This is a genomic window from Microcoleus sp. BROC3 (assembly GCF_036702515.1).
GTDB lineage: Bacteria > Cyanobacteriota > Cyanobacteriia > Cyanobacteriales > Microcoleaceae > Microcoleus.
Map to the genome: position 1 here is coordinate 22,391 of NZ_JAUBTQ010000046.1, position 21,989 is coordinate 44,379.

Below are 21,989 nucleotides of genomic sequence, written 5' to 3' on the forward strand. Positions count from 1 at the left end.
TCGGAGGCTGAAACCTCGCAACTTTCGCAGCTAGGGGAAGCCCCCCCGCGAAGAGTTCGATCGAAAAATGGTGAAAGATATCATCAAGTCCAAACTATTTTAATTGTTGTTGGTAATATCGTGTTGTATAATACAAATCCGCTGCTAAAGTGCTCTCAGCGTTCCGTCGCTGCTGGCTTAACCCTAGGTACAAGGCTTCTGAGTCGATCGCACCGCCTGTTCCCAGATAAATTTTTTTATGGGGAAACAGGCAGAATTGCTGTTCCACCACCACAGGAATTACGCAGAAACCGGGTTTTTTCATCAAAATACTGCGGAAACACGCAAGATGCCTGTTCGACCAAAAATAAATGTGCTTGAGGGGCGACGGACATCAGCCGCCGCCCCTCAAGCAAGGATCGGGAAATAAGTAGGCATCCTGCCTCAAGTTACACCCGTTTCCAAAAAGAATGCAACTGCACGCTCGCTATCCAAACCCCGACACTCATCACTAACTCCCACTTCTTTAATCTTTAATCTTTAATCTAAAACGGTATTACCTTTGTCTATTTTTCAGGTAGCTCTTAATTTTTGTTGTCGGTTCCATCAGCCACGGCTCCCATCTTTTGTATTTTACCTTTAACCGAGAAAGCCAATCAGAATTATTTTTAATGGGGCGCAGTTCGTCCTTAAACGGTGTCTGAGCCAACATCTCCAGCCATAATTTATTAGGTTGCGGGCTTTCCCAAGGTTTCGGGCTGGATATAAAGTGCATCACTCTAGTGGACATATCCTCCGTATCGTGGTTGTTCCATATCTGCTCTAATCGCTTCCACCTTCCCGCTAAAACCGAATTAGATGTCCCCTGGTCGCAATCGCACCAAAGGTTCACCCGAGCGTTTTCAAGCATTTTTTCAGAAAGTTTTTCTTCTTCCCAAAGCTTCAGATTGAAAACTAACAGACCCGCATTGAAATAAGGGTTTTTATCTGCCGGGTTGTTGGGGTTTCCCCAGACATTGAGGGCCGCAGCTACGGGCATTCCTTCAAAATCTAAGTTCCACAGCGGCTCTAAGCTGCCCAAAACGATCATGTCGCTGTCGAGCCAAATCAGCCTGTCTTTGGCTTTTGTGTATTTCTCCGGTTCCAATCTCGCATAAGTGAGCTTAGAACCCGACAGGGAAAGCAATCCCCCGTAATTCGGTTTAACTTCTTCCCATTCAATATTGTATTTACAGCACTGCTGCAACTTTTCTTTTTGCTGTGTATTTATACCTGTTGATACCACAGTAATGTTGACAGGCAAATTCGGATCTTCAGTAACATTGAGTTCTATGGATTTCAGCAGCGCTGCTATCCCCAAAATGTAATTTTGATCGCCAATAATGGATACGTTCATTCCACTCATTGATGAAGGTGTATATAAAATAACCCTAACATAATTTTTTCTTAAATCAACCCCGATCGCAAGTTGATAGAACTTGGCAGAAACCGAGTTTCTGCACAAGTCCTACAACTTAATGTTCCCCCGGCGCAAAGTGCCTTCCGCGCGCGCCCGACGTGGATGTAACAGCCGAATTCTTAAGCTGTTCGGTGACGGCGGATCGGGACGCTAATCACTTGTCCCGGCTTGGCACCTCGCTGCGGCGGGATCCAATCCCCGACTGCGGCAAATCCCAGTCGGTACAAGGTGTGGAGGGTTTCTCACACGGCCTTGCGGGAACGGACAACCGCGATCGGCACTACTTCCTGTTTCGATACTGCTGAGGTATTGTTTGGACGCGCGGACAAGTTATCGTCAGGTACGAATTCCTGTGAAATAATATGGTCTCCTGGTTTTTGGTTTTTTAGGAAAACCCAAAAACCCAGCCGCCCCGCACGGTAACACAGAGCAGGGCGGCTAGAAAGAGTGTTAGGCGTTGCTGATTTACGGTATGAAAGGCTAAATATGCAAGTCATAGAAACCTGTATCCACAAAGCTTCGGGATTTTCAACTGATTTTTTTCACACCCTGATTAAGCAACGCCAGATTGAGATTTTCCTCCAAAAACTCTCCGACTCTCCCACCCTCCCCTTCTCCAACTCTCCCCCTCTCCCTCAACCCAACCTACTAGATGAGGGAATGCGCCGAGGAAGAGGTAAAATATGGAATCGTTCCAAAAGCTTAAAATCAAAATTCTAAAATACAGATATGCCTAGAACACAAGTGCGAATATTCGGTGCACTTACTGCTTGACGGCGGCCACATCGATTTTAGATTTTAGATTTTAGATTTTAGATTGTCCTCCAACAACTCTCCCCATCTCCTATGCCTAGAACACCCAGCGAATATTCCGTGCACCTGCTGCTTGAGGGCGGCCACCGCGAAGAAGTACGTTTCGCAACGCTGCAAGATTTTCAAAAGTGGTACAGCAGTACGCTGGTACCGAAACAAGATTCAAGAGAATTTCTTAACGTCCCGATCAAAAATATTCAAGGCGAATACATGGTAGTTCGGCCTACCAGCGTTCTCGCAATTCGCGTAGAACCGATATTTACTTCTAGCGTCGAACGATTCGATGAATAAGGAAAACAATCAATTTAGTAGGGAAGATTGGAAATTGAGCAAGATTTTTCGCTATCAGCTATTAGCGATCGCCTGTTGCGTTTTGACGATCGCTTTTTCGGTGCCCGCCGTTGCAGTTACGTCGCTGCAACCAATTAGTATAAATCAATTGCAAGCTGGCGAATCGGAGGCTCTCGCCTTTGACTCTCAAATCTGGGGCGAAAATGGCAAACCGGGCGATCGAGAATTGCTGTTAAAGTCGATCGACAACAGCCTCCGCTATCTCAATACATCGGCCGCCGCCACTGCTTACAGCCGCTATCCAGTAGCAGGAGTTACGCGCGATCGAGTTCGGCGTTCCCTCGATCGATTCCGCCAATTAGTTGTCAGTTCCACAACCCCTGCACAACTCCAGGAATCTGTCAAGCGCGAATTTGTATTTTACAAATCTACGGGCAAAGATGGCAAAGGAACAGTCGCATTTACAGGTTATTTCGAGCCGACTTACGCAGCATCTCGCACGCCGAATTCCGAATACCGTTATCCCCTATACCGGATGCCGCCAAACATGGCATCTTGGCCGAAACCTCACCCGACAAGATTGCAATTAGAAGGCGAAGATGCTTTGCAGGCAAGTAAAGGATTGCTGCGAGGATTAGAATTAGTTTGGTTGCGCGATCGATTCCAAGCATTTCTCGTGCACGTCCAAGGTTCTGCGAGATTGCAGCTAACAGATGGTAGCGTCATGACAGTCGGTTTCGCCGGCAAAACCAGTCACAGTTATACAGGAGTCGGGCGAGAATTAGTTAAAGACGGAAAGTTTACTTTAGAAGAGTTAAATTTGCCGAAACTAAGGGAATATTTCACCAACTTTCCCGCAGATATGAACAAATATTTGCCGAAAAATGAAAGCTTTGTATTCTTCCGGGATACTAACGGAGTTCCAGCCACAGGAAGCATTGGAGTGCCAGTAACTGCTGAAAGGTCGATCGCCACCGATAAAGCCTTAATGCCGCCCGGTGCACTAGCATTAATTAGTACAAAACTCCCTTATCCGAATGCGGCAGGACAACTCGAACAAAATGCCGTGAATCGGTACGTTTTGGATCAGGATACTGGCGGTGCAATCAAAGGCGCGGGGAGAGTTGACGTATTTATGGGAACGGGAGATTTAGCGGGCGATCGGGCCGGCTATATCAACTCAACAGGAGAACTGTATTATCCGCTTTTAAAGTAGATTAATTCTACTTCATGTGATTGTTTGCGGTGCGTCGCAATCCCGGACACGGCACTGCCGTGTCCCTACAGATATTATCGCCGACAATCTATATGCAATCCTACTGTGGATAATTGCTATAAAATAGACAATACCCCACCCTCCCAACCTCACAAATGCTCAACAAAATTTTGCAATTCTTCAAACGACTATTTCAGCGCCTGTTGGGAACCGCAACCCCCCCCGCCTCGCCTTCACAAAATACCACCATCCGCCCAACATTAACTGACGCTGAATACGAGTCGAAATTCATGGAAATTCTCGAAGGGGTGAATGCCGGCTGGAGTCGCGGGGATGTAGCGGGATTCTTAATCGCAAAACGCCTTAAAGATGGTGAATTGGCGGCTTGGTTGCGACGGTTTGGGAAAAGATTGTTAGAGGGCGAACATGATGACACCGCCGCTACGGATGCGGTGGCATCGCTTCAGGAATTGGCGCAGCGGCTGGTATTGTTAGGTAGAATTGGCAGCGGGGAATTGTCAGAGGTTGCGAGGCAAATTGGGCGGGAGATTTTGACACGCTTTCCGCTGCCGGAGGTTGAGGAGGAGGATACAAAGGGGAGGGTGATTGAGGCGGTGTTTGTTGGGGATGGTTTGGGTTTTTCTGGGGCAGTGAACCGTACAAGCGCTGAGGCTGCAGAGGAAGAATCGGAAGTTAATGTAGATGCTGAGGCGTTGTGCGATCGGGGGAATGAGCATTATAATTTAGGAAGATTTGAAGAGGCGATCGCATTTTATAACCAGGCAATTGCTCTCAAACCAGACTACCACGATGCTTTGCACAACCGTGACTTAGCGCAACGTAAGTTAGGAGAAATTGAATAGGCGAACTCGTTTGTATCCAGCATTTTGGCTAGGTATTGCGATCGATATGATGCTATTAATAATAAAGCACAGTCTCCGGGCTAATTCTCATATATTTAAAATAGGAATTTTAGGACTGAAGTCTTCACTGCCAACTTAATTGGTAAGGTGCGCATTGCGCACCCTACAATAGGTTTATACTATTAGGATTAATCCCAAATCTTTGCATCCAAAATCCCAAATCGAATGACACAAGTAATCGGCATTGACTTAGGCGGAACCGCAATTAAACTCGGCAGATTCAGCGAAGACGGCATTTGCCATCAATCCTTAACTGTCCCAACCCCTCAATCGGCAACGCCAGAAGCCGTTTTAGCCGCGATGACCGATGCTATTTTACAACTGAATCCGGTCGAAAATGCTGTAAGTGCGATCGGCATCGGTACTCCAGGCCCGGCAGACGCCGCCGGCCGCATAGCCAGAGTAGCAATTAACCTCAAAAACTGGCATAACGTCCCCCTAGCTGACTGGTTGGAAGCTAAAACCGGACTGCCGACCGTATTAGCAAATGATGCCAACTGTGCCGGATTGGGAGAAGCTTGGTTGGGCGCAGGAAGGCACTTTAAAGATCTAATCTTACTAACTTTAGGTACAGGCGTCGGCGGTGCAGTTATCCTAGACGGCAAACTATTTGCAGGTCATCAAGGCGCGGCCGGAGAACTAGGATTGATTGCCATAAATCCAGACGGCCCGGAGTGCAACAGCGGCAATCGCGGTTCTTTAGAACAGTACGTTTCGGTGCAAGCAATTCGCCGGGAAACGGGTTTGGAACCTGTAGAATTAGCAAATTTAGCTAAGTCGGGAGATGCCAAAGCTTTAGAATATTGGCAGAACTACGGCCGCTATCTGGGTATCGGTTTGGCAAGTATAATTTATATTTTGACGCCGGAAGCTATTATTATCGGCGGTGGAATTAGTGCAGGTGCAGAATTTTTCTTGCCGCAGGTTAGAGCCGAAATAGAGCAACGTGTGCTGCCGAGTTCTCGCGAAGATTTGCAGTTATTGGTTGCTGAATTGGGAAATCAAGCAGGTATGGTAGGGGCGGCTAAATTAGCTTGGCAGCTCAATACTTAAAAATTAAAATGCAGCGTATTTTACAGCCATTTTTTCATATATAAACTTAGGGGGCGCCGCCCGCACATTACCACAAAAAAAATAAATGTTGGGAGTTACTAAAAATATTCTCCCTTCATCCTTCATCCTTGATTGTCGATCCTTCTAACTACAGTCCGGGACGCACACATACCAAAGAAACCGGGTTTTATACCGAATCTGGGCGTCACAACTAAGTTTTTCCCTAAAAAAACCCGGTTTCTGAGCCTTCGGTGCGTAAGTCCTAAACTAATGACTAATGACTAAGGACTTTTTCAGGGCAGAGATTGTCCTGTCGTATTTTTAATGTATTCCTGAATTTCTTGATAAGCGTCCGGGTTGCTTTGGCGCATGATAATAATATTAGTTGCGCTGTCAGGCAGGCAAAAGCTTAGCCGGCCGTTCTGTTCGCAAGCAAAAGAGCTAATTCGACTCATATCGATCGCAAATTCTTTGCGGTCATAATTAATTTTAATCCACGAGCCTCTAGAATTGCGCTCGATGGTTTTTTTTAGGTAATCGAGAACTTGCTTGTAAGCCTCATAATTGCCTTGGGGATTGAGGATAATCGGCTGACTGCTATTAGGCAGCCAAAAGGTGATACGCTTGTTATCCAGTTCGCTAGAAAAAGCACTAATAGTGTCAAGATCAATTATGTATGTACTTTTCTCATAAGTAATTTTGCTCCAATAAGCCACAAAGCCTCCTCAAACCTGTGTTTCCTGGTATTTTAGGATAGTTTGACAACTCATACCATTTTAGATTTTAGATTGTAGATTGTAGAGTGGGCATGACTGATGACTATCGGGGTTTGGAACTTGCCTAAATTTGCATTCTTTTTTGAAACTGGTATCACTCTTGAAATCCAAGCTAAAAATTTAAGTAAAAATATCAGCATTTTTACCTTCAGCCTTCTGCCTTTTGCCTTCTCCCTTGGGGTACTAGCCCCCCCAACCCCTATGCTAGGGCTGGGGTGTGAGGTTTTTCAATCGTTGAGAATGCTACCCGATATCATGTCCGGTAAGTGCGACCCCTATCAAATTATATTGGTCTGTTGGGCGGGTTTTGTAATGTCGATTGTCGCCCTGATTTGAATATTGTCTACTCTAACCCGCCCCTACAGACATCTAATATATCAGAACTAATCGATCGGACATGATATCCGATCAGTTTCCTGCCAGTTTCCCGGCCACCAAGTCGCGACCCTCATCTTTTAAAACATCCTGCTTTCCCTGGATGCTAGCCGCCTGGATAAACCCCTGAAACAAGGGGTGGGGGGCGCTAGGTCGAGATTGGAATTCGGGGTGAAATTGACTGGCTATGAAAAAGGGATGGTTGGGCAATTCGATCATTTCTACCAATCGACCGTCTGGAGATGTGCCGGAGACTGCATAACCTGATTCTAAGAAAAGATTGCGGTAGGCGTTGTTAAATTCGTACCGGTGGCGGTGTCGCTCGTAAATCACTTCTTTCTGATAAAGTTTGAAAGCGAGAGTGTCTGGGTTGACGCGGCACGGATACAAACCCAGTCGCATTGTACCGCCCAAATCGACTACATCTTGCTGTTCTGGCAATAAATTAATTACTGGATTTGCCGTATCCGGGTTAAATTCAGCGCTGTTGGCATCCTCTAGTTGGGCGGTGTGGCGCGCCCATTCAATCACAGCACACTGCATCCCCAAACACAATCCCAAAAAGGGTATTTTATGGTGTTTGGCATATTCGATCGCCGCTATTTTGCCGTCAACTCCCCGAACCCCAAAACCTCCCGGTACAAGAATGCCGTTGATATCTTTGAGATAATTATCGAGGTTTCCCGATTCTAAATCTTCTGAGTTAATCCAGTGCAAATTCAGGTCGCAGCCGATCGCAATTGCCGCGTGCCGCAAAGCTTCGACTACCGAAAGATAAGCATCGTTCAACCGCACGTATTTGCCAACTAAAGCAATATCAATCTTGTGGTTGGGACTGTAAAGCCGCTTGACTAAGGTTTGCCACTGAGTCAAATCGGGTTGCCGCGGTTCGAGTTGCAGCAAATTGATCGTTTGTTCGGCCAAACCTTCCTGTTCCATCATCAGCGGCACTTCGTAGATACTTTTAGCATCTTGAGCGGTGATGACGCATTCTTCCGGGACGTTGCAGAATTCCGACAATTTCTGTTTCATGCCCAAAGACAGGGGGCGATCGCACCGACAGACTAAAATATCTGGTTGAATGCCGATCGACCGCAATTCCTTCACCGAATGCTGAGTCGGTTTAGTTTTCATCTCCCCAGCCGAAGGAATCCAAGGTATCAGCGTGACGTGCATATACACAACATTTTGCCGGCCGACATCCTTGCGAAACTGGCGAATTGCCTCCAAAAACGGCAAAGATTCAATATCTCCCACCGTTCCGCCGATTTCCGTAATCACCACATCTGGATTAGTATTTTTTGCTACCCGGTGAATTCGCTCTTTAATCTCGTTAGTGATGTGCGGAATCACCTGCACCGTGCTCCCCTGATACTCGCCGCGGCGTTCTTTGTTGATCACCGCTTGATAGATGGAACCCGTGGTGACGCTGTTGAGGCGCGACATGGAAGTATCGGTAAAACGCTCGTAGTGCCCCAAATCCAGGTCTGTTTCTGCACCGTCTTCCGTCACGAAAACTTCTCCGTGCTGAAACGGGCTGAGAGTGCCGGGGTCAACGTTAATATAGGGGTCTAGCTTCAAAATCGAGACAGAATAGTCCCGCGACTTCAATAGGCGGCCCAAGGAAGCACCGACAATACCCTTGCCGATGCTGGAAACCACGCCGCCAGTCACAAACACAAATTTGCTCATAGGATTTTCGACTTTAGATGTTTCTGTTTCTAGTTAAGGTAACACTCAACTCTAAGAGCTAAAATCAAAAATTGTCCAGCAGTGTTTGACCATTTATCAAATACGGCTGGGGATACGACGAGTGACCCGCGACCTCGATCGGGCGGTTTGCAGGGGTTTTGAGCTGGTGGGCCAATTTCAAAACGGTTGATTGTCGATCGGTGCGCTTTGGGCTGATACCAGTCAATCGATTTTAGATTTTAGATTTTAGATTTTAGATTTTAGATTTTAGAATTGAAGCATTGACCCCACGGATAAATTCGGGGGGCAAGTTTCATCGGATACAGGTTTTTTATTTCTGGACGGATGAATCCGGGGGCTTGTATCCTGAATGCTTTCGGTCAAGGGCGATCGATCTTTCTTTTGAGAAAACCACCTTCACCCAGGCTTTTTTCCCTTCCTCACAAATATGTCTGTAACCGATCTGTCACATCTGACACACTGGCCAACTCTAAAACTGCCTCTCCTAAATTCTCTAATTGTTCAGCGGATAACTGACTGATGCGAGTTTGAATCTCCGACGGCAACGGGCCGACACGGCGCTCCAACAGCCGCACAACTAACTCCAACTTTCCTTGTTTGATCCCTTGTTCGATGCCTTGTTCAATTCCTATTCTGGTAGCTTTGGTAATTGCACCGCGCTGGTCTTGAATAAAAATTTCTCGCCTTTCTAAATCTTCCAATTCATCAGGATCGAGATTCGCTTCATTCGCAATTGCAAAAGCCTGCCGGAGTTCCGGCACATTTCCCAACTCTTCGGGAACAGACCGTAAAATTTGAGCAGTTTTCATGAAATATATCCACTTATCTGTCAGCGTTTCTAACTCCTGTAATGTCTTGTCAAATTTTGGCAACTCAACAAACACAAGTTCAAATTCATCAGCTAGATAGTCTGTTAAAAAACTTTTTTCTTTGAAAACAAAGCGCGAAATCACTGTTTCCAGATGCTCAAACATTTGAAAATCTGTAATCGTCAGAGCAATCACAGGGTTTAACAAGCTGTAACGGCTTCCTGTGGTTAGCTGCATTGAATAAGCTTTAGTGGCATTGTATAAAATCCGCTTCTCGAATGACTCTACATTCAATACTTGCATTTCAATAATTACCGTTTTGTTGCCATCAATTTTAGCTTTGACATCCAAGTAAGTATCTTTTACTCCTTTGATTTTGGGAGCTAAATAGGGATCGATAATTTCTAAATCTTCGATGACTGGCTGTGCTTCGTAGAGCATGGCATTCAAGAAACTAATCAAAATGTCCTTACTCTCAGCAGACCCGAAGATTTTTTTAAATGCAAAGTCGGTTTTAGGGTTAATAAAATTCATGGCTTTTTCAATTTATTAGAGGTGGAGAGGTTGAGATTAGAGTGATTTAATTATTTAATTATCATACAATCTTCTAGGTTGGGTTCGCGGACGATCGCCCCAACCGACCTCACCCAAATACGGATGCAAGCCGGCGACAGCAGTCGCCCTGAGCAATCATGGCTTCGACAAAAGTTCCAGCGCCCAGTCCGCCCCTAGGCAAGTCAATCTAAAATCTAAAATCTAAAATCTAAAATCAGCCCTACGCGATCAGTCATTTTTCCCAAAAAGCTAACTCAGGAACGTTTCGGCAATCGTAAAGTCATGGTAAACAAAGCACCTCAAGTCTGCTAAAAAAAACAGCTATGAAGTTTGTCTGCGTTCTATCCCCTCAACGGTTGCTTTGTGCTGGTATGGCATTGCTCGCTGCGATCGAGTGCGGCGCGTGGGTCGCTCCCAATGCCGCGCGGGCAAAAGCTCTTGGGGAAAATTATTCGTCTCTGTCGCCGAAAATCCTCGCTAGTAACGATGTTAATTGCAATGGCGGACGATCGCCCGAAACTCGCTGTCGAGTCGGCGGTTTGTTCGTCAAAACTCCAAATACGACCTCAGAACAAGTCTTTCCTCTCAAGCAGACTGAAGTTAAAGCCAAAATAGCTGGCAATATCTCCCGCGTCGAAGTTGTTCAGAAGTTTGAAAACCCTTTTCCCGAATCTATAGAAGCTGTTTATATATTTCCTTTGCCAGACGAAGCCGCGGTGGACGATATGGAAATTAAAATAGGCTCACGAATTATTAAAGCTGATATCAAACGCCGCGAGGAAGCTTTGGAAATTTACGAACAAGCCAGAAAGCAAGGCCGGACTGCTGGTTTGTTGGAACAAGAACGCGACAATATTTTTACTCAGTCTCTCGCTAATATCAAACCGGGAGAAAAAATTGAAGTTACGATTCGCTACACCGAAAGTCTCAAGTTTGCCGGCGGCGATTACGAATTTGTGTTTCCAATGGTGGTAGGGCCTCGCTATATTTCGGGAAATACGACCCCCCCCAACCCCCCCTTGCTAAGGGGGGGCGATCGTTCAGGTGCCGATCGCATTAACCCGCCTGTCTTGCCTCCAGGAACGCGATCTGGTCACAATATTGCTGTGTCGGTAGAAATAGATGCCGGAGTGGCGATCGGCGATGTCCGCTCTACTTCCCATCAAATTACAACTGACCGCAGCGGCAATATTGTGCAAGTCCAATTAGCCAATTCAGACACAATTCCCAATAAAGATTTAATTTTGCGCTATCGAGTCGCGGGCGAAAATACTCGGGCAACTATTTTGACTCAATCGGACAAGCGGGGCGGTCATTTTGCTACTTATTTGATTCCGGCTTTAAACTACAAAACTAATGAAATTGTACCCAAAGATGTCGTGTTTCTGATGGATACTTCCGGTTCTCAACAGGGCGAACCGCTGGCAAAATCTAAGGAGTTGATGCGCCGCTTCATTCAAGGGCTCAATCCCAACGATACTTTTACTATTATTGATTTTGCCAACACTGCGCAAGCCCTTTCAACAACTCCTTTAGCAAATACTCCCGAAAACCGACAAAGCGCTATTAATTATATCGAAAAGTTGCAGGCTAACGGGGGTACTGAACTGCTTAACGGCATTCAAACAGTTATGAATTTTCCGGCGGCGGCAACGGGAAGACTGCGGAGTATTGTACTAATTACTGACGGTTACATTGGTAATGAAAATGAAGTGCTGGCTCTGGTTCAGCGGAGTCTGAAACCGGGAAATCGACTTTATAGTTTTGGTGTTGGCGGTTCGGTGAATCGGTTTTTGCTCAACCGTTTGGCGGAAGTGGGAAGAGGCACATCTCAAGTAATTCGTCAAGATGAACCGTCAGCAGAAGCTGCAGAAAAGTTTTTTCGTGAAATTAATCGTCCGGTATTGACTGAGATTCAAATTAGTTGGGAGGGAATGGGGGAAAAACCGGAGATTTATCCGATCGCACCCCCAGACTTGTTTGCGAGTCAGCCGCTGGTTTTGTTTGGCAAAAAGGCCGATCGAACTAACGGTCAACTTCGCATTCGCGGCACTCTTGCGGGCGGCAAAGCTTACGAGCAAGTTTTACCTGTTAATTTTGCTCGATCCGGCGGGCGACAGCGGGAGTCAACATCAGTCGCAGCAACGGCTACGGATTTTGGCAATTCGGCGGTAGCTCAACTTTGGGGTCGATCGCGCATTAAAGATTTAATGAATCAAATGTTTGGTGGCGAGACTAAATCTTTGGTGGAAGCTGTGACTAATACTGCTCTGACTTATCGGTTGCTGTCGGAATACACGGCTTTTGTGGCTGTGAGCGAAGAAGTGCGAGTCGAACCAGATGGAACTCGTCGTCGAGTGCAAGTGCCTGTGGAATTGCCGCAGGGTGTCAGCTATGAGGGTATTTTCGAGTCGGGAGGGGCAGAGCAAACTAGGGGTGGCTCTCGCAGCGTTACCTCGACTCGCAACTCGGCACCAGTGAGTCCAGCTCCTGCTATGCCGCGCCCGCCCGGTTACGGTGAGTTGCAACGCCCGAAGCCTTTGGTTTCTCGCCTCCAAGTAGTTAGCGCCGAAGGGTTGGATACCGGGGCACTCGCCGCTTTGACTCAATACCTGCAATCGGTTAATCTCCCGGCGGGGGTTAGCGGTGAAACGGTGTGGGAGTTATCTGTACAAGACGGCCGCGTTGCCCGATTGGCGATAGATACTCAAACCTCGACGCTGCAAGCAACAGACGCCGTAGAGACTCTCAAGAAGGCCTTGAGTTCCTGGCAACCTCCTGCAGGATTCAAGGGCACGCTGCGCCTGAAGTTGCGAATTACGGTCGATCGTTAAGCAAGGACTATCTATGTCACAAAACATTAACTTTTAATTCAAAAATACCGAAAGCGCGATCGGTACCGCGAGGAAGATATAAAATCTTTATTAAGAGATTGCCTTTAAACAGAAAGTGATGTTATTGGGATTTATACAGTTTGAGGCAAATGCTGAAACAGTCTAATTTCTAAAACAGTTCCCTTTCTGAAAGAACCTTAACAGTAAAGATTTCTGGATCGACACCCCTCAATCATAGAAGGTATCACGCCCTATGGAAGTTAGCGAACTGCTCAACAATTACGAAAAAGGACAAAGAGACTTTACCGGAGCCGACCTCAGCGGGGCAAACCTAAGCGGAGCAATCTTAATCGGAGTCAACCTTTCGGGAGCTAATCTTTCTGCGGCGAACCTCAGCAGAGCTTTTCTCACCAAAGCAACACTCAAAGGCGCACAGATGCAGAGAACAAATCTGACTTTTGCAAAAATGGGCGAAACCAAACTCTCATGCGCAGATTTGACAAAAGCTAATCTCAGCGGAGCTTTTTTGGTAAAAGCAAAATTGCCGAGAGTAAAGTTAAGCGGCGCAACTTTAACGGGCGCAAACCTGCGGGGTGCTGTGTTGTGGAATGCCAATTTGTGCAGTGCCGACTTGCAATTAGTTAACTTGCTGGGCGCGAATCTGACGGGAGCTAATTTTAAATGGGCCAACCTTTACGGTGCAAGGCTCAACAGTGCAAAACTTTTGGGAGCTCAATTAACCGGAGTGAGTTTGCGGCGAGCGCAGTTGACAGGGGTGAATCTCTGCGGTGCAGATTTGAGCGGCGTTAACGTGAGTGAAGCTAAACTGATGGGAGCTAATTTGGAAGGCTCGAATTTGGCGGGGGCAAATTTTAGCGCGGCTCAATTGCGGGGGGTGAAGTTGGCGGGCGCAAACTTAACCGGGGCTAAGTTGAAAGGAAGTTGTTTGAGAGGGGCAAATCTGAATTGGGCGAAGCTGTGTCAAGCTGATTTGATGGCAGCAGATTTGAGCGAGGCGACGTTAATAGGAGCTAATTTAGATAATGCTTTGTTGGCGGGAGCTATTTTGCCGGAATCTACTAGGCGCTATTTTTCCTTAGCGGGACCCGGCAAAGTCAATTCTTGGGAAGTTACCGAAATTAAAAATGGGTAATGGGGGAGGGGGAATTTGGAAGTGGGGAATTGGTAATTGCGTATCTGAATTGGATTTTTGGGCGGGCATCCCGCCCAGCCCCTACTCCCCACAATAATTTCATCCAACTTGACTGTAAAATTTAGATGCGACAGGATCGATTAAATCCGGTAACTAGAATTATTAAAAGTGGTAGATATCCTCGCCGGAAAAGGCATTGCCGTGTAGCTACAAAGGATTACGCTCAAGGTTTTCTGTTGAAATCAATTCTTTAATCTCAAATCTAAAATCGTTATGACTGTTAATTTTGGGGTGGTGCTGGTAACTGCTGCATCGGAGGCGGAGGCGGAAAATATTGCTAAATCTCTAGTTGAACACAAGCTGGCTGCTTGTGTGAGTTTGTCGCCGATTCGCTCTATTTATACTTGGCAAGGGGAGATTCATTCCGAGTCTGAGTGGCAGTTGGTAATTAAAACTGATATGGCTAAATTTGAGGCTTTAAAAACAAAAGTTCAGGAACTCCATTCCTATGAAGTTCCCGAAATTATTGCTATTCCTATTATCGCTGGCAGCGAGGCTTATCTGAGTTGGATCGGACAATCTTTAGATTTGCAGTCAGGAGTTTAGTCCTAAATTATCCAATGAAGAGGGACTGAAGTCCCTACTACAAACCGCAAGAAACCTACTGATTTTGGCTGGTAGGGCCGATGACGCCGATTTTATGGCGAAAACTTAGTTCGCCGCCGAACCAGCCTGTAACGCCCAGCAAAGTTGCCACGACGAGCGATATTGCTAAACCTGTAAAGACGATCGGCTCAGCCGGATTTCCTTGTCGCAACAGCAAGTTAATCAGGGAAAGTACCAAAGCCGCCACATTGCCGCCCATGTGCAACCAACCGGCACTGCGCTCGCGCACTCTTTTTATTTTGAAAAAATCTAAAAAGCCCGTGATTCCCGCCAAAATCCCCGCACCAAAACCGGCACCAATCAGCCAAACCGAAGCTCTCGCCCAAAACGGATCGCTTGTCAGCCAATAACCGATATCCGTGCCGGCGGCTCCTACTAAAAAGGCTACCGGAAACACGATCAGCACTGGGTGGAGGGGATGACCTGCAACTGAAACTGTACTTGTAATGCCGGCATCGCGGTATTCTGTGTCGTCACTTTCGAGAATCGGCGGAATATTGGGATAGGGCGTACTATTTCTTTGATTTGTTTCCATGATTTCTACAGATAACTTTTGTACAACAAACCCGTTTTTATTGGATTGAAATTAATCCCAAATCCGCTCGCCATTTTCGTCAACGCGGGCCTGCCGAATTACGTCGGAAATTTCCTCGGCGTCTTTGACGTGGTGCAAAGCTTTCTTTTCCCCGTCTGGTTCTTCTACGATCACATAAGTTGGAACTGTAACAACATCTCCCGTGATGTCTGGCACGTGGTCTACCGCCAGTTGCTGGGCTTTTTCTTCAATGGTTTGCGGTTCGTCGGAAATGCGATCGCCCGGATTGGCAGTGCGCTCCATATCTTTGCCTGGTTTGTCGATACTCATAAAAACCTCTCTGGTATTTCTAATTTTTTGCTGACTCTAATTCCTACTATTGAACGAAAAATATCTCTACGCAAACATCTCCCGACGGGTGGAAGTTTCAGTTATGCCGATCACAGACAGCCTCTTCCTGTAGGTAGAGGTTTTTCGGCGGGTTCGGAAAAAAACCTAAGCTAAAATCTAAGCATGATATTTTCCTTACCTTTGAGTTGCCCATGAAAAGTTACGATTGGATTGTTGTCGGCGGTGGCATTACGGGTGCGTCACTGAGTTACGAACTGGCAAAAAAAGGTTTTGCTGTGCTGCTTTTGGAACGAGATGCTACCATGCAAAATGCTACTCGTTTTAGTTACGGCGGCTTGGCTTATTGGTCGGGAACGACTGATTTAACTCGTCAATTGTGTCGGGAAGGTATCGAACGCCACCGCAATTTATCGACCCAATTAGATGCTGATACTGAGTTTCGCGAGTTGGATTTGTTGCTGACAATTGATGCGGGCTCCGATGCCGAAAAAGTGGCGGCTAATTACGCGCATTTTGCGATTGTTCCGCAGCTTTTGAGCGTTGCAGAAGCTGGCGAGTTGGAACCTTTGCTGAATAAAAGCGCGATCGCCGGAGCTCTGACTGTGCGTCACGGTCACATTTCGCCGACATCCACAAATCAAGCTTACTGTCAAGGGTTTATGCGGTTGGGAGGAACGATAGAATTTGCTGAAGTAATTGGGTTGATCGAAGAGGGAAATCGGATTTCGGGAGTCGAGACGGCGCAGGGAATTTATTGTTGTGAAAATGCTGTTGTTTGTGCAGGAGGTTGGAGTCGGAGTTTCCTAAAAGCCGCTGGTGTTTCTGTGGGAGTTTATTTTACTCGCACGGAGATTTTGGAAACTGCACCTGTGGATTTGAAACTCAGGACTTTGGTGATGCCTGCGGTATTAAAACGTTTTGAATTGGAAGCTAAATCTAGTAGAATTGAGGTTGATTTTCTTTGGGATGAACCTGGTAAAGAGTTGCTGTCGCCGATTTTAGATTCGGGTGCAATTAAGTTTAATGATGGGAGTTTGCGGATCGGGCAATTGTCGCGCACTTTGAGCGATTTGAATGCTAAAGTCGATCGCGAAACCAGCGAAACGGCAATTCGTGCAGGCATCAGCAAGGTTTTGCCTGCTTTGGCAGCTTTACCGGCAACTTGGCACGAGTGTATTGTGGCATTTAGCGCTGATAATTTGCCCGTAGTGGGGCCGATTGCCGATCGCCCCGGATTGCACGTTTTTTCGGGTCTCAGCAATCCTTTGACTATTGTACCTGCTTTGGCTGAGCGATTTGCTAATTGGGCGGGGGGAGAAGAAGATAGGGCGATCGAGCTTTTATCTCCCGATCGATTTATTGCAGAAGGAAGAAGGCTTTAGTTATCTAGGAGAGAAGTTAGCAGCAATCTTCTGCAATGGTTTGAACCGTAAAAAACGTTTTATTCTAACCCTGGGCGCGCTGGTTATATTACTAATGACTCAAGACTAAAAAAGGCAGCGCGACAATAAATGTAGTACCTTTACCTAGTTCACTTTCCACACTTATTGTACCGCCGTGCAGGTCAACTATGTGTTTGACAATGCAAAGTCCCAACCCCGATCCTTTAATCTTGCCTACATTAGTACCCCGTTCAAACTGCTGAAATAATTTCTCCTGATATTCCGATGTCATGCCAATCCCTTCATCTCTAACGCAAAAAATTACTTGTTTACTCTCACAGCTTAATTCTAGACATATATTCCCACCATTCGGAGAATATTTTATAGCGTTGGACAGCAAATTAGTGAGGAGGTGTTGCAGCAGTTTTGCATCCAGATTAGCTTGGATTTTTTCTGTTTGATTGCGGAAAGCTACTAAGTGTTTTTGAGTAGCGAGGGGTTGCAGTTCTTCTAAAATAGATTTGCACAAATCTATCACATTTACCGGATTTAAGTTCAAGGAAAGTTTGCCGGATTCGGCTTTGCTTAGCATTAAAATTTCCTCCAGCAATTCACTCATATTGCTGACAGCTTTTTTGATCCGTTCGACATTTTTATTGCTCGTTCCTGGGGTTTTCTGCAATTCGCTATCTTCCAACATTTCAGCCGATAGCTGTATGGTAGTTAAAGGAGTGTTTAAATCGTGGTATGCCATTGAAATAAATCGCGATCGGTTTTCGCTTTTTGCTGCTGCCAATGCAATTAGTTGTTGCATTTTAACGGCTTCTTGATGTTTGCTCAGCGCTATTTTGATGGTGGCGTGCAGTTCTCTTTGTTTAAACGGTTTGAGGAGGTAGCCGTAAGAGCCAGTATTTTCGGCTCGCTGCAAAGTTGCGTCATCGGCATAGGCAGTTGTATAGATAATTGGGATATCTAATTCTTGATTGATTATTACTGCTGTTTCTATGCCGTCAATGTCGCCTTTGATGACTATATCCATTAAGATTAAATCTGGTTCCAATTCGCCGGCGCGCTGGATGGCATCGGCTCCTGAAGAAACGATGTCTGCGATTTGATATCCCAACTTTTCTAATTTTTGGGCTAAACTTTTAGCAATTAATAGTTCGTCTTCGACAATCAAAATATTAATTGCTTTTTCTGCCAAATCCATGATTTTAAAACCTTTGAGAGTAGTTTAACTCGTTAAATTTTAGGTAAAACGCTGTGCCAGTTTGTCTTAACAGTTCGATGCTTCCTTCTAACTGCTCAGTTAAAGTGCAGACAACTTGAAAGCCCATTGAGTTAGTTTTCCGAAAATCTAAAGTTTGAGGAAAGCCGATGCCGTTGTCCTTAACTAAGAGGTTGATTTCTCCATCGCCCGTTTGATAACATTCTACACTAACTGTACCGCTAGTGCCATCAGGAAAAGCGTGTTTGAGGGTATTTGAAACCAATTCGTTGGCAATTAAACCGCAGGGACCAGCAGTTTCAATATTTAGGTAAATTGGTTCAGCTAATACCTGCAACTGAATGCGATTGTCACTAATATTGTAAGAGTGAAACAAGTTACTTACTAAATCTTCGAGATATTCGCCAAAATTGATTTGCGCCAGGTTAGTCGAGCGGTACAGTTTCTCGTGAATCAGAGCCATAGAGTAAAGGCGATTCTGACTTTCTTCAAACATCTTGGCTATTTGCTGGTCGGCAACTGTGTTAGATTGCAATTCTAACAGACTGGCAACTACGCAGAGGTTGTTTTTGACGCGGTGGTGAATTTCTTTGAGCAAAATTTCTTTTTCTTTGAGGGAGTTTTTTAAGTTTGCTTCTGCTTGTTTGCGATCGCTCAGTTCAGCTTGCAGTTGCTGGTATAGCAGAGATTGCTGAATGGCGATCGCTAATTGATTCACCAACTGCTGAAATAAATTCATTTCCCATTCTTGCCACTGGCGAGGGCGATCGCATTGATGGGCAATCAGCAATCCCCAAAGCTGGCTGTGCTGAATAATCGGCACTACTAACTTTGCCCTAACTTCAATTTGTTTCATAAACTCCATCACACAAGGTGTAATGCTGGGAGAATCTAGTTCGGAAATCGCAGAAATTCGCCCTTGCAAATAAAGCTGATAACTTTCAGGCGGAAAAACTTCTTCGCCAAAAAATCTATCCACGAGTTGGCTGCATCCTTCTGCCACGGCTTCAGCAATGACTCGCCCGCCCTTTTGGGGTAAAATTTGATAAACCAAAACTCGATCGGCTAACAATACTTGCTGGAGTTCGGCAACCGTAGTGTTGAGAATTTCTTCTAATTGCAAAGACTGGCGGACGCGACGGGCGATCGCCTCGACGAGCCGTTCTCGCTCGAACTGCTGTTGCAGCGCGATTTCGGCATATTTAGAATTGCTGATCTCGGCGGCGTAACCAATAATTTCGATCGGAATTCCCCTGCTGTCAACCAATAGTTTCAGTTCCGTCCGCAGCCAGCGGTAAAGTCCATCTCGGTGCAGAAAACGGTACTCGCAAATGCAATTTTTACCCTCGGACAAATCAGAAAAGTTTACTAAAAATTGTCGCCGATCTTCAGGGTGAATCCGGCTCGACCAAAATTTAGAATCTGCTAACAGTTCTTGGGGTTCGTAGCCAACGATTGCCTTAACGTTGTCGCTAATGTAAGTAGTACAAAAATCTCTTGTAGGTGCGGCAGTAAAAATTACCGCCGGATTAGAAGCCAGTAAAAATTGCAGGCGTTCTTTTAACTGCTGAAATTCCATTTCTGCCCGCTTGCGATAACTGATATCTTCGATCGCCCCCATGCTGTAAAGAGGAATTCCCTCGCGGTCGCGGATCAGCGTCATCGTCAAGTTTGCCCAGATCAGCTCGCCATTCTTCTTAATTAAGCGTTTTTCGAGCCCGAAGCGAGAAATATTGCCGCAGACCAACTCCTTGACTTGCTCGATCTCTGCTTGTAAATCTTCTGGATGCGTCAGTTGAATAAAAGTCATCGTCGCCAACTCCGAATCGCTGTAGCCCAACATCTGGCGGTGAGCTTCATTCACTTTGATAGTGCGGTAGTCGCGCACGCTTGTCAAACCGATCGCGATCGGAGCATCGTCAAATAAGTTGCGAAACTTTTCCTCGCTTTTTTGGAGTGCAGCTTCTGCGTGTTTGCGAGCGGTAATGTCTCGGGCGACCCACATCACCCGATCGAGATCCAGCGGCGAAATAGTGGCATCAAACCAGAATAACTTGCAGCCAATTTCCATCCTGTATTCAACTCTGTGGGTTTGGCCAGATGCTAATGTTTCGCGAATGTGACTCAGAGCAAAATTAGCTTCGGCTTCTGGGAAGATTTCGGCGAGGGTTTTGCCCAGCACTTCATTAGCCGGTTTGTACAGCAGTTCGGGAGCCGTGGGGGCTATTTTGAGGTAGCGGCCCGCTGCGTCGAAAACCAGCACGATATCCGTCATGGCATTAAACAGCGTCAGCAGTTCTGCTTCGGAGTTTTGGAGTTTTTCTTCGGTCAATTTGCGATCCGTAATGTCGGTGTCAGTGCCAGTCAGACGGTAGGCCTTGCCGGAAGCCGATCGGATCGCGCTGCCGCGGGCAAGTATCCAGCAGGTGCTCCCGTCTTTGCGCAGCATCCGGTGTTCTACTTCATAAATTTCTGTCACACCCTCTAGATAAGCCTTTACTGCTTCCTCGACTGCAACTCGATCGTCGGGATGAACGCGAGACACCCAATTTTCTATGCGGTTGGGAATCTCTCCGTCCTGATAGCCCAACAAAGCTTTCAAAGACGGAGCAATGTAGATTTCGTCGGTTTCCAAATTCCAGTCCCAAACCCCCACTTTGCCAGCCGATACTGCCAGTTCGTACCATTGAGTCCGCTGCTGGACTCGTCGTTCTAACTCTGCATTAAGCTGTTGCAAAGCGATTTCTGCTTGTTTGCGCTCCGTGACATCGCGACCTGCTGCTTGATACTCGACGATTTGTCCGCTCTCGTTGAATATAGCCCGATCGATCCACTGCTGAGTGCGAATTTCCCCGCTCGGCAAAATGACTCGGTGTTCGCACGTAAAAACAGGCTTGTCGGGAGACACAGAAATATATTGCTCTTGAAAAAGTTCTCGGTCTGGTTCTGGGATCAGCGTCATGAAGCTGTTGCCGAGCAAGTCTTCTGGTTGCACGCCGAAATAACGGCAGTAAGCTTGATTGACAAAAGTTATTTTACCGTCGGGGAGGTAGCGGCAAATTAGTTCGGTTTGGTCTTCCACAATCGCCCGGTAGCGCGCCTCGCTCTGCCGCAGGGCATTTTCGGCATTTTTGCGATCGCTGACTTGTTTGGCGATTTCTGACTGTTTTTCTAATATTTCACACTGTTTTTGCTGAAGTTTGACAACTTTTTGCTGCAACTTTTTGACTCGCCTGTAAATTTCTCGGCGTATCCTTTTTTCGCTGACTAAACCTACGGGCTGACCCCGTTCGTCCACAATTGGCAAGCAATCGATCGAGTGTTGACAAAACAGCTTAAATGCGGTAAAAACATTTGTAAATTCAGATTCTTTTAAGATAATTAAATTTCGCGTCATTGCGTCGGCGACTTTCATTGTTTGCCATCCAGATTCGGAGGCGACTATGTTCAGCACATCTCGGGGGCTTAGCAGTCCGACTAGCTGATTTTCATCGACAACTAAGACGCAACTAATCGAGGCTTTTACCCTTTCGTTTGAGTGCGGCGGTGAATTAGCCAGCGGACAAGGGTTTCTCGCCCCACGCATCAGGGCGATCGCATCCCCGAGGGAAGTTGAGGGCGCAACCGTCACAGGGTGGCGATCCACAACTTCGTCGGGCGATCGTAAATTTGCCGGCAAATTAGCAAGCTGCATCAGTCTTGGCCAAAAAGTATTGCTAATTAACTTTAGCAACACTTTTTGTCATCAGCCAGAGGACTGATAACTGATGAGTTATGACTCAATACGGTTCAGTTAACACTGTTAATTCCCCGGAGATCCCCCTCGCATCCCCCTTAAGAAGGGGGACGCAAGAGCAACTTCTTGTCCCCCCCTTTTT

Annotated in this window: 18 protein-coding genes; 9 read left to right on the top strand and 9 right to left on the bottom strand. The window is 46.3% G+C overall.

The window, feature by feature from the left end; all coding sequences use genetic code 11:
- Positions 1-94 precede the first annotated feature (94 nt).
- The gene (locus QUB30_RS24755; protein WP_333338872.1) at positions 95-304 is read right to left on the bottom strand and encodes a hypothetical protein; all 210 of its coding nucleotides are present in this window, start codon (positions 302-304) and stop codon (positions 95-97) included.
- Positions 305-535: 231 nt separating this feature from the next.
- The gene (locus QUB30_RS24760; protein WP_333338875.1) at positions 536-1,375 is read right to left on the bottom strand and encodes a glycosyltransferase; all 840 of its coding nucleotides are present in this window, start codon (positions 1,373-1,375) and stop codon (positions 536-538) included.
- Between the two features lie 909 nt (positions 1,376-2,284).
- Here QUB30_RS24760 and QUB30_RS24765 point away from each other — a divergent pair.
- The 4 genes from QUB30_RS24765 (at position 2,285) to QUB30_RS24780 (ending at position 5,734) form a co-directional block, all read left to right on the top strand.
- Positions 2,285-2,542 (top strand): hypothetical protein, encoded by a 258-nt coding sequence (locus QUB30_RS24765; RefSeq protein ID WP_333040861.1) that lies wholly within the window; start codon positions 2,285-2,287, stop codon positions 2,540-2,542.
- Positions 2,535-3,758 (top strand): murein transglycosylase A, encoded by a 1,224-nt coding sequence (locus QUB30_RS24770; RefSeq protein ID WP_333338879.1) that lies wholly within the window; start codon positions 2,535-2,537, stop codon positions 3,756-3,758. The genes QUB30_RS24765 and QUB30_RS24770 overlap by 8 nt, the downstream gene beginning before the upstream one ends.
- Before the next feature lie 155 nt (positions 3,759-3,913).
- Positions 3,914-4,621 (top strand): tetratricopeptide repeat protein, encoded by a 708-nt coding sequence (locus QUB30_RS24775; RefSeq protein ID WP_333338881.1) that lies wholly within the window; start codon positions 3,914-3,916, stop codon positions 4,619-4,621.
- Positions 4,622-4,846: 225 nt separating this feature from the next.
- Positions 4,847-5,734, top strand: a complete 888-nt coding sequence (locus tag QUB30_RS24780; RefSeq protein ID WP_333338885.1) for an ROK family protein — start codon at positions 4,847-4,849, stop codon at positions 5,732-5,734.
- A gap of 293 nt (positions 5,735-6,027) precedes the next feature.
- Here QUB30_RS24780 and QUB30_RS24785 read toward each other — a convergent pair whose 3' ends face one another.
- Positions 6,028-6,450, bottom strand: coding sequence for a hypothetical protein (locus QUB30_RS24785; protein WP_333338888.1), 423 nt, complete (start codon positions 6,448-6,450; stop codon positions 6,028-6,030).
- A 120-nt stretch (positions 6,451-6,570) separates the two neighbouring features.
- Between QUB30_RS24785 and QUB30_RS24790 the strand changes: the two genes are divergently transcribed.
- Positions 6,571-6,846 (top strand): hypothetical protein, encoded by a 276-nt coding sequence (locus QUB30_RS24790; protein ID WP_333338891.1) that lies wholly within the window; start codon positions 6,571-6,573, stop codon positions 6,844-6,846.
- 72 nt (positions 6,847-6,918) lie between these two features.
- Here the strand turns inward: QUB30_RS24790 and QUB30_RS24795 are convergent, their stop codons facing one another.
- The gene (locus QUB30_RS24795) at positions 6,919-8,577 is read right to left on the bottom strand and encodes a CTP synthase (protein ID WP_333338893.1); all 1,659 of its coding nucleotides are present in this window, start codon (positions 8,575-8,577) and stop codon (positions 6,919-6,921) included.
- 440 nt (positions 8,578-9,017) lie between these two features.
- Entirely contained in the window at positions 9,018-9,941 is a 924-nt protein-coding gene (locus tag QUB30_RS24800; protein WP_333338896.1) for an Rpn family recombination-promoting nuclease/putative transposase, read from the bottom strand.
- A 344-nt stretch (positions 9,942-10,285) separates the two neighbouring features.
- Between QUB30_RS24800 and QUB30_RS24805 the strand changes: the two genes are divergently transcribed.
- The 3 genes from QUB30_RS24805 (at position 10,286) to cutA (ending at position 14,555) form a co-directional block, all read left to right on the top strand.
- The gene (locus QUB30_RS24805; RefSeq protein ID WP_333338899.1) at positions 10,286-12,796 is read left to right on the top strand and encodes a VIT domain-containing protein; all 2,511 of its coding nucleotides are present in this window, start codon (positions 10,286-10,288) and stop codon (positions 12,794-12,796) included.
- Positions 12,797-13,049: 253 nt separating this feature from the next.
- The gene (locus QUB30_RS24810) at positions 13,050-13,949 is read left to right on the top strand and encodes a pentapeptide repeat-containing protein (protein ID WP_333338902.1); all 900 of its coding nucleotides are present in this window, start codon (positions 13,050-13,052) and stop codon (positions 13,947-13,949) included.
- A gap of 273 nt (positions 13,950-14,222) precedes the next feature.
- Positions 14,223-14,555 carry a divalent-cation tolerance protein CutA gene (cutA, locus tag QUB30_RS24815; RefSeq protein ID WP_333338905.1) on the top strand — a complete coding sequence of 111 codons (333 nt, stop codon included), beginning with the start codon at positions 14,223-14,225 and terminating at the stop codon, positions 14,553-14,555.
- Between the two features lie 55 nt (positions 14,556-14,610).
- Here cutA and QUB30_RS24820 read toward each other — a convergent pair whose 3' ends face one another.
- Both QUB30_RS24820 and QUB30_RS24825 read right to left on the bottom strand, forming a co-directional pair.
- The gene (locus tag QUB30_RS24820; RefSeq protein WP_333338908.1) at positions 14,611-15,150 is read right to left on the bottom strand and encodes a DUF2231 domain-containing protein; all 540 of its coding nucleotides are present in this window, start codon (positions 15,148-15,150) and stop codon (positions 14,611-14,613) included.
- A gap of 51 nt (positions 15,151-15,201) precedes the next feature.
- Entirely contained in the window at positions 15,202-15,480 is a 279-nt protein-coding gene (locus QUB30_RS24825) for a hypothetical protein (RefSeq protein ID WP_333338911.1), read from the bottom strand.
- A 212-nt stretch (positions 15,481-15,692) separates the two neighbouring features.
- Here QUB30_RS24825 and QUB30_RS24830 point away from each other — a divergent pair, with 212 nt between their 5' ends.
- Complete coding sequence (locus QUB30_RS24830) at positions 15,693-16,883, top strand: FAD-binding oxidoreductase (RefSeq protein WP_333338914.1); 1,191 nt, start codon at positions 15,693-15,695, stop codon at positions 16,881-16,883.
- A 91-nt stretch (positions 16,884-16,974) separates the two neighbouring features.
- Here QUB30_RS24830 and QUB30_RS24835 read toward each other — a convergent pair whose 3' ends face one another.
- Entirely contained in the window at positions 16,975-18,093 is a 1,119-nt protein-coding gene (locus QUB30_RS24835) for an ATP-binding protein (RefSeq protein WP_333338917.1), read from the bottom strand.
- Positions 18,094-18,097: 4 nt separating this feature from the next.
- A complete protein-coding gene (locus QUB30_RS24840) occupies positions 18,098-21,805 on the bottom strand; it encodes a PAS domain S-box protein (protein ID WP_333338920.1) in 3,708 nt (1,235 codons plus the stop codon).
- Between the last annotated feature and the right edge of the window lie 184 nt (positions 21,806-21,989).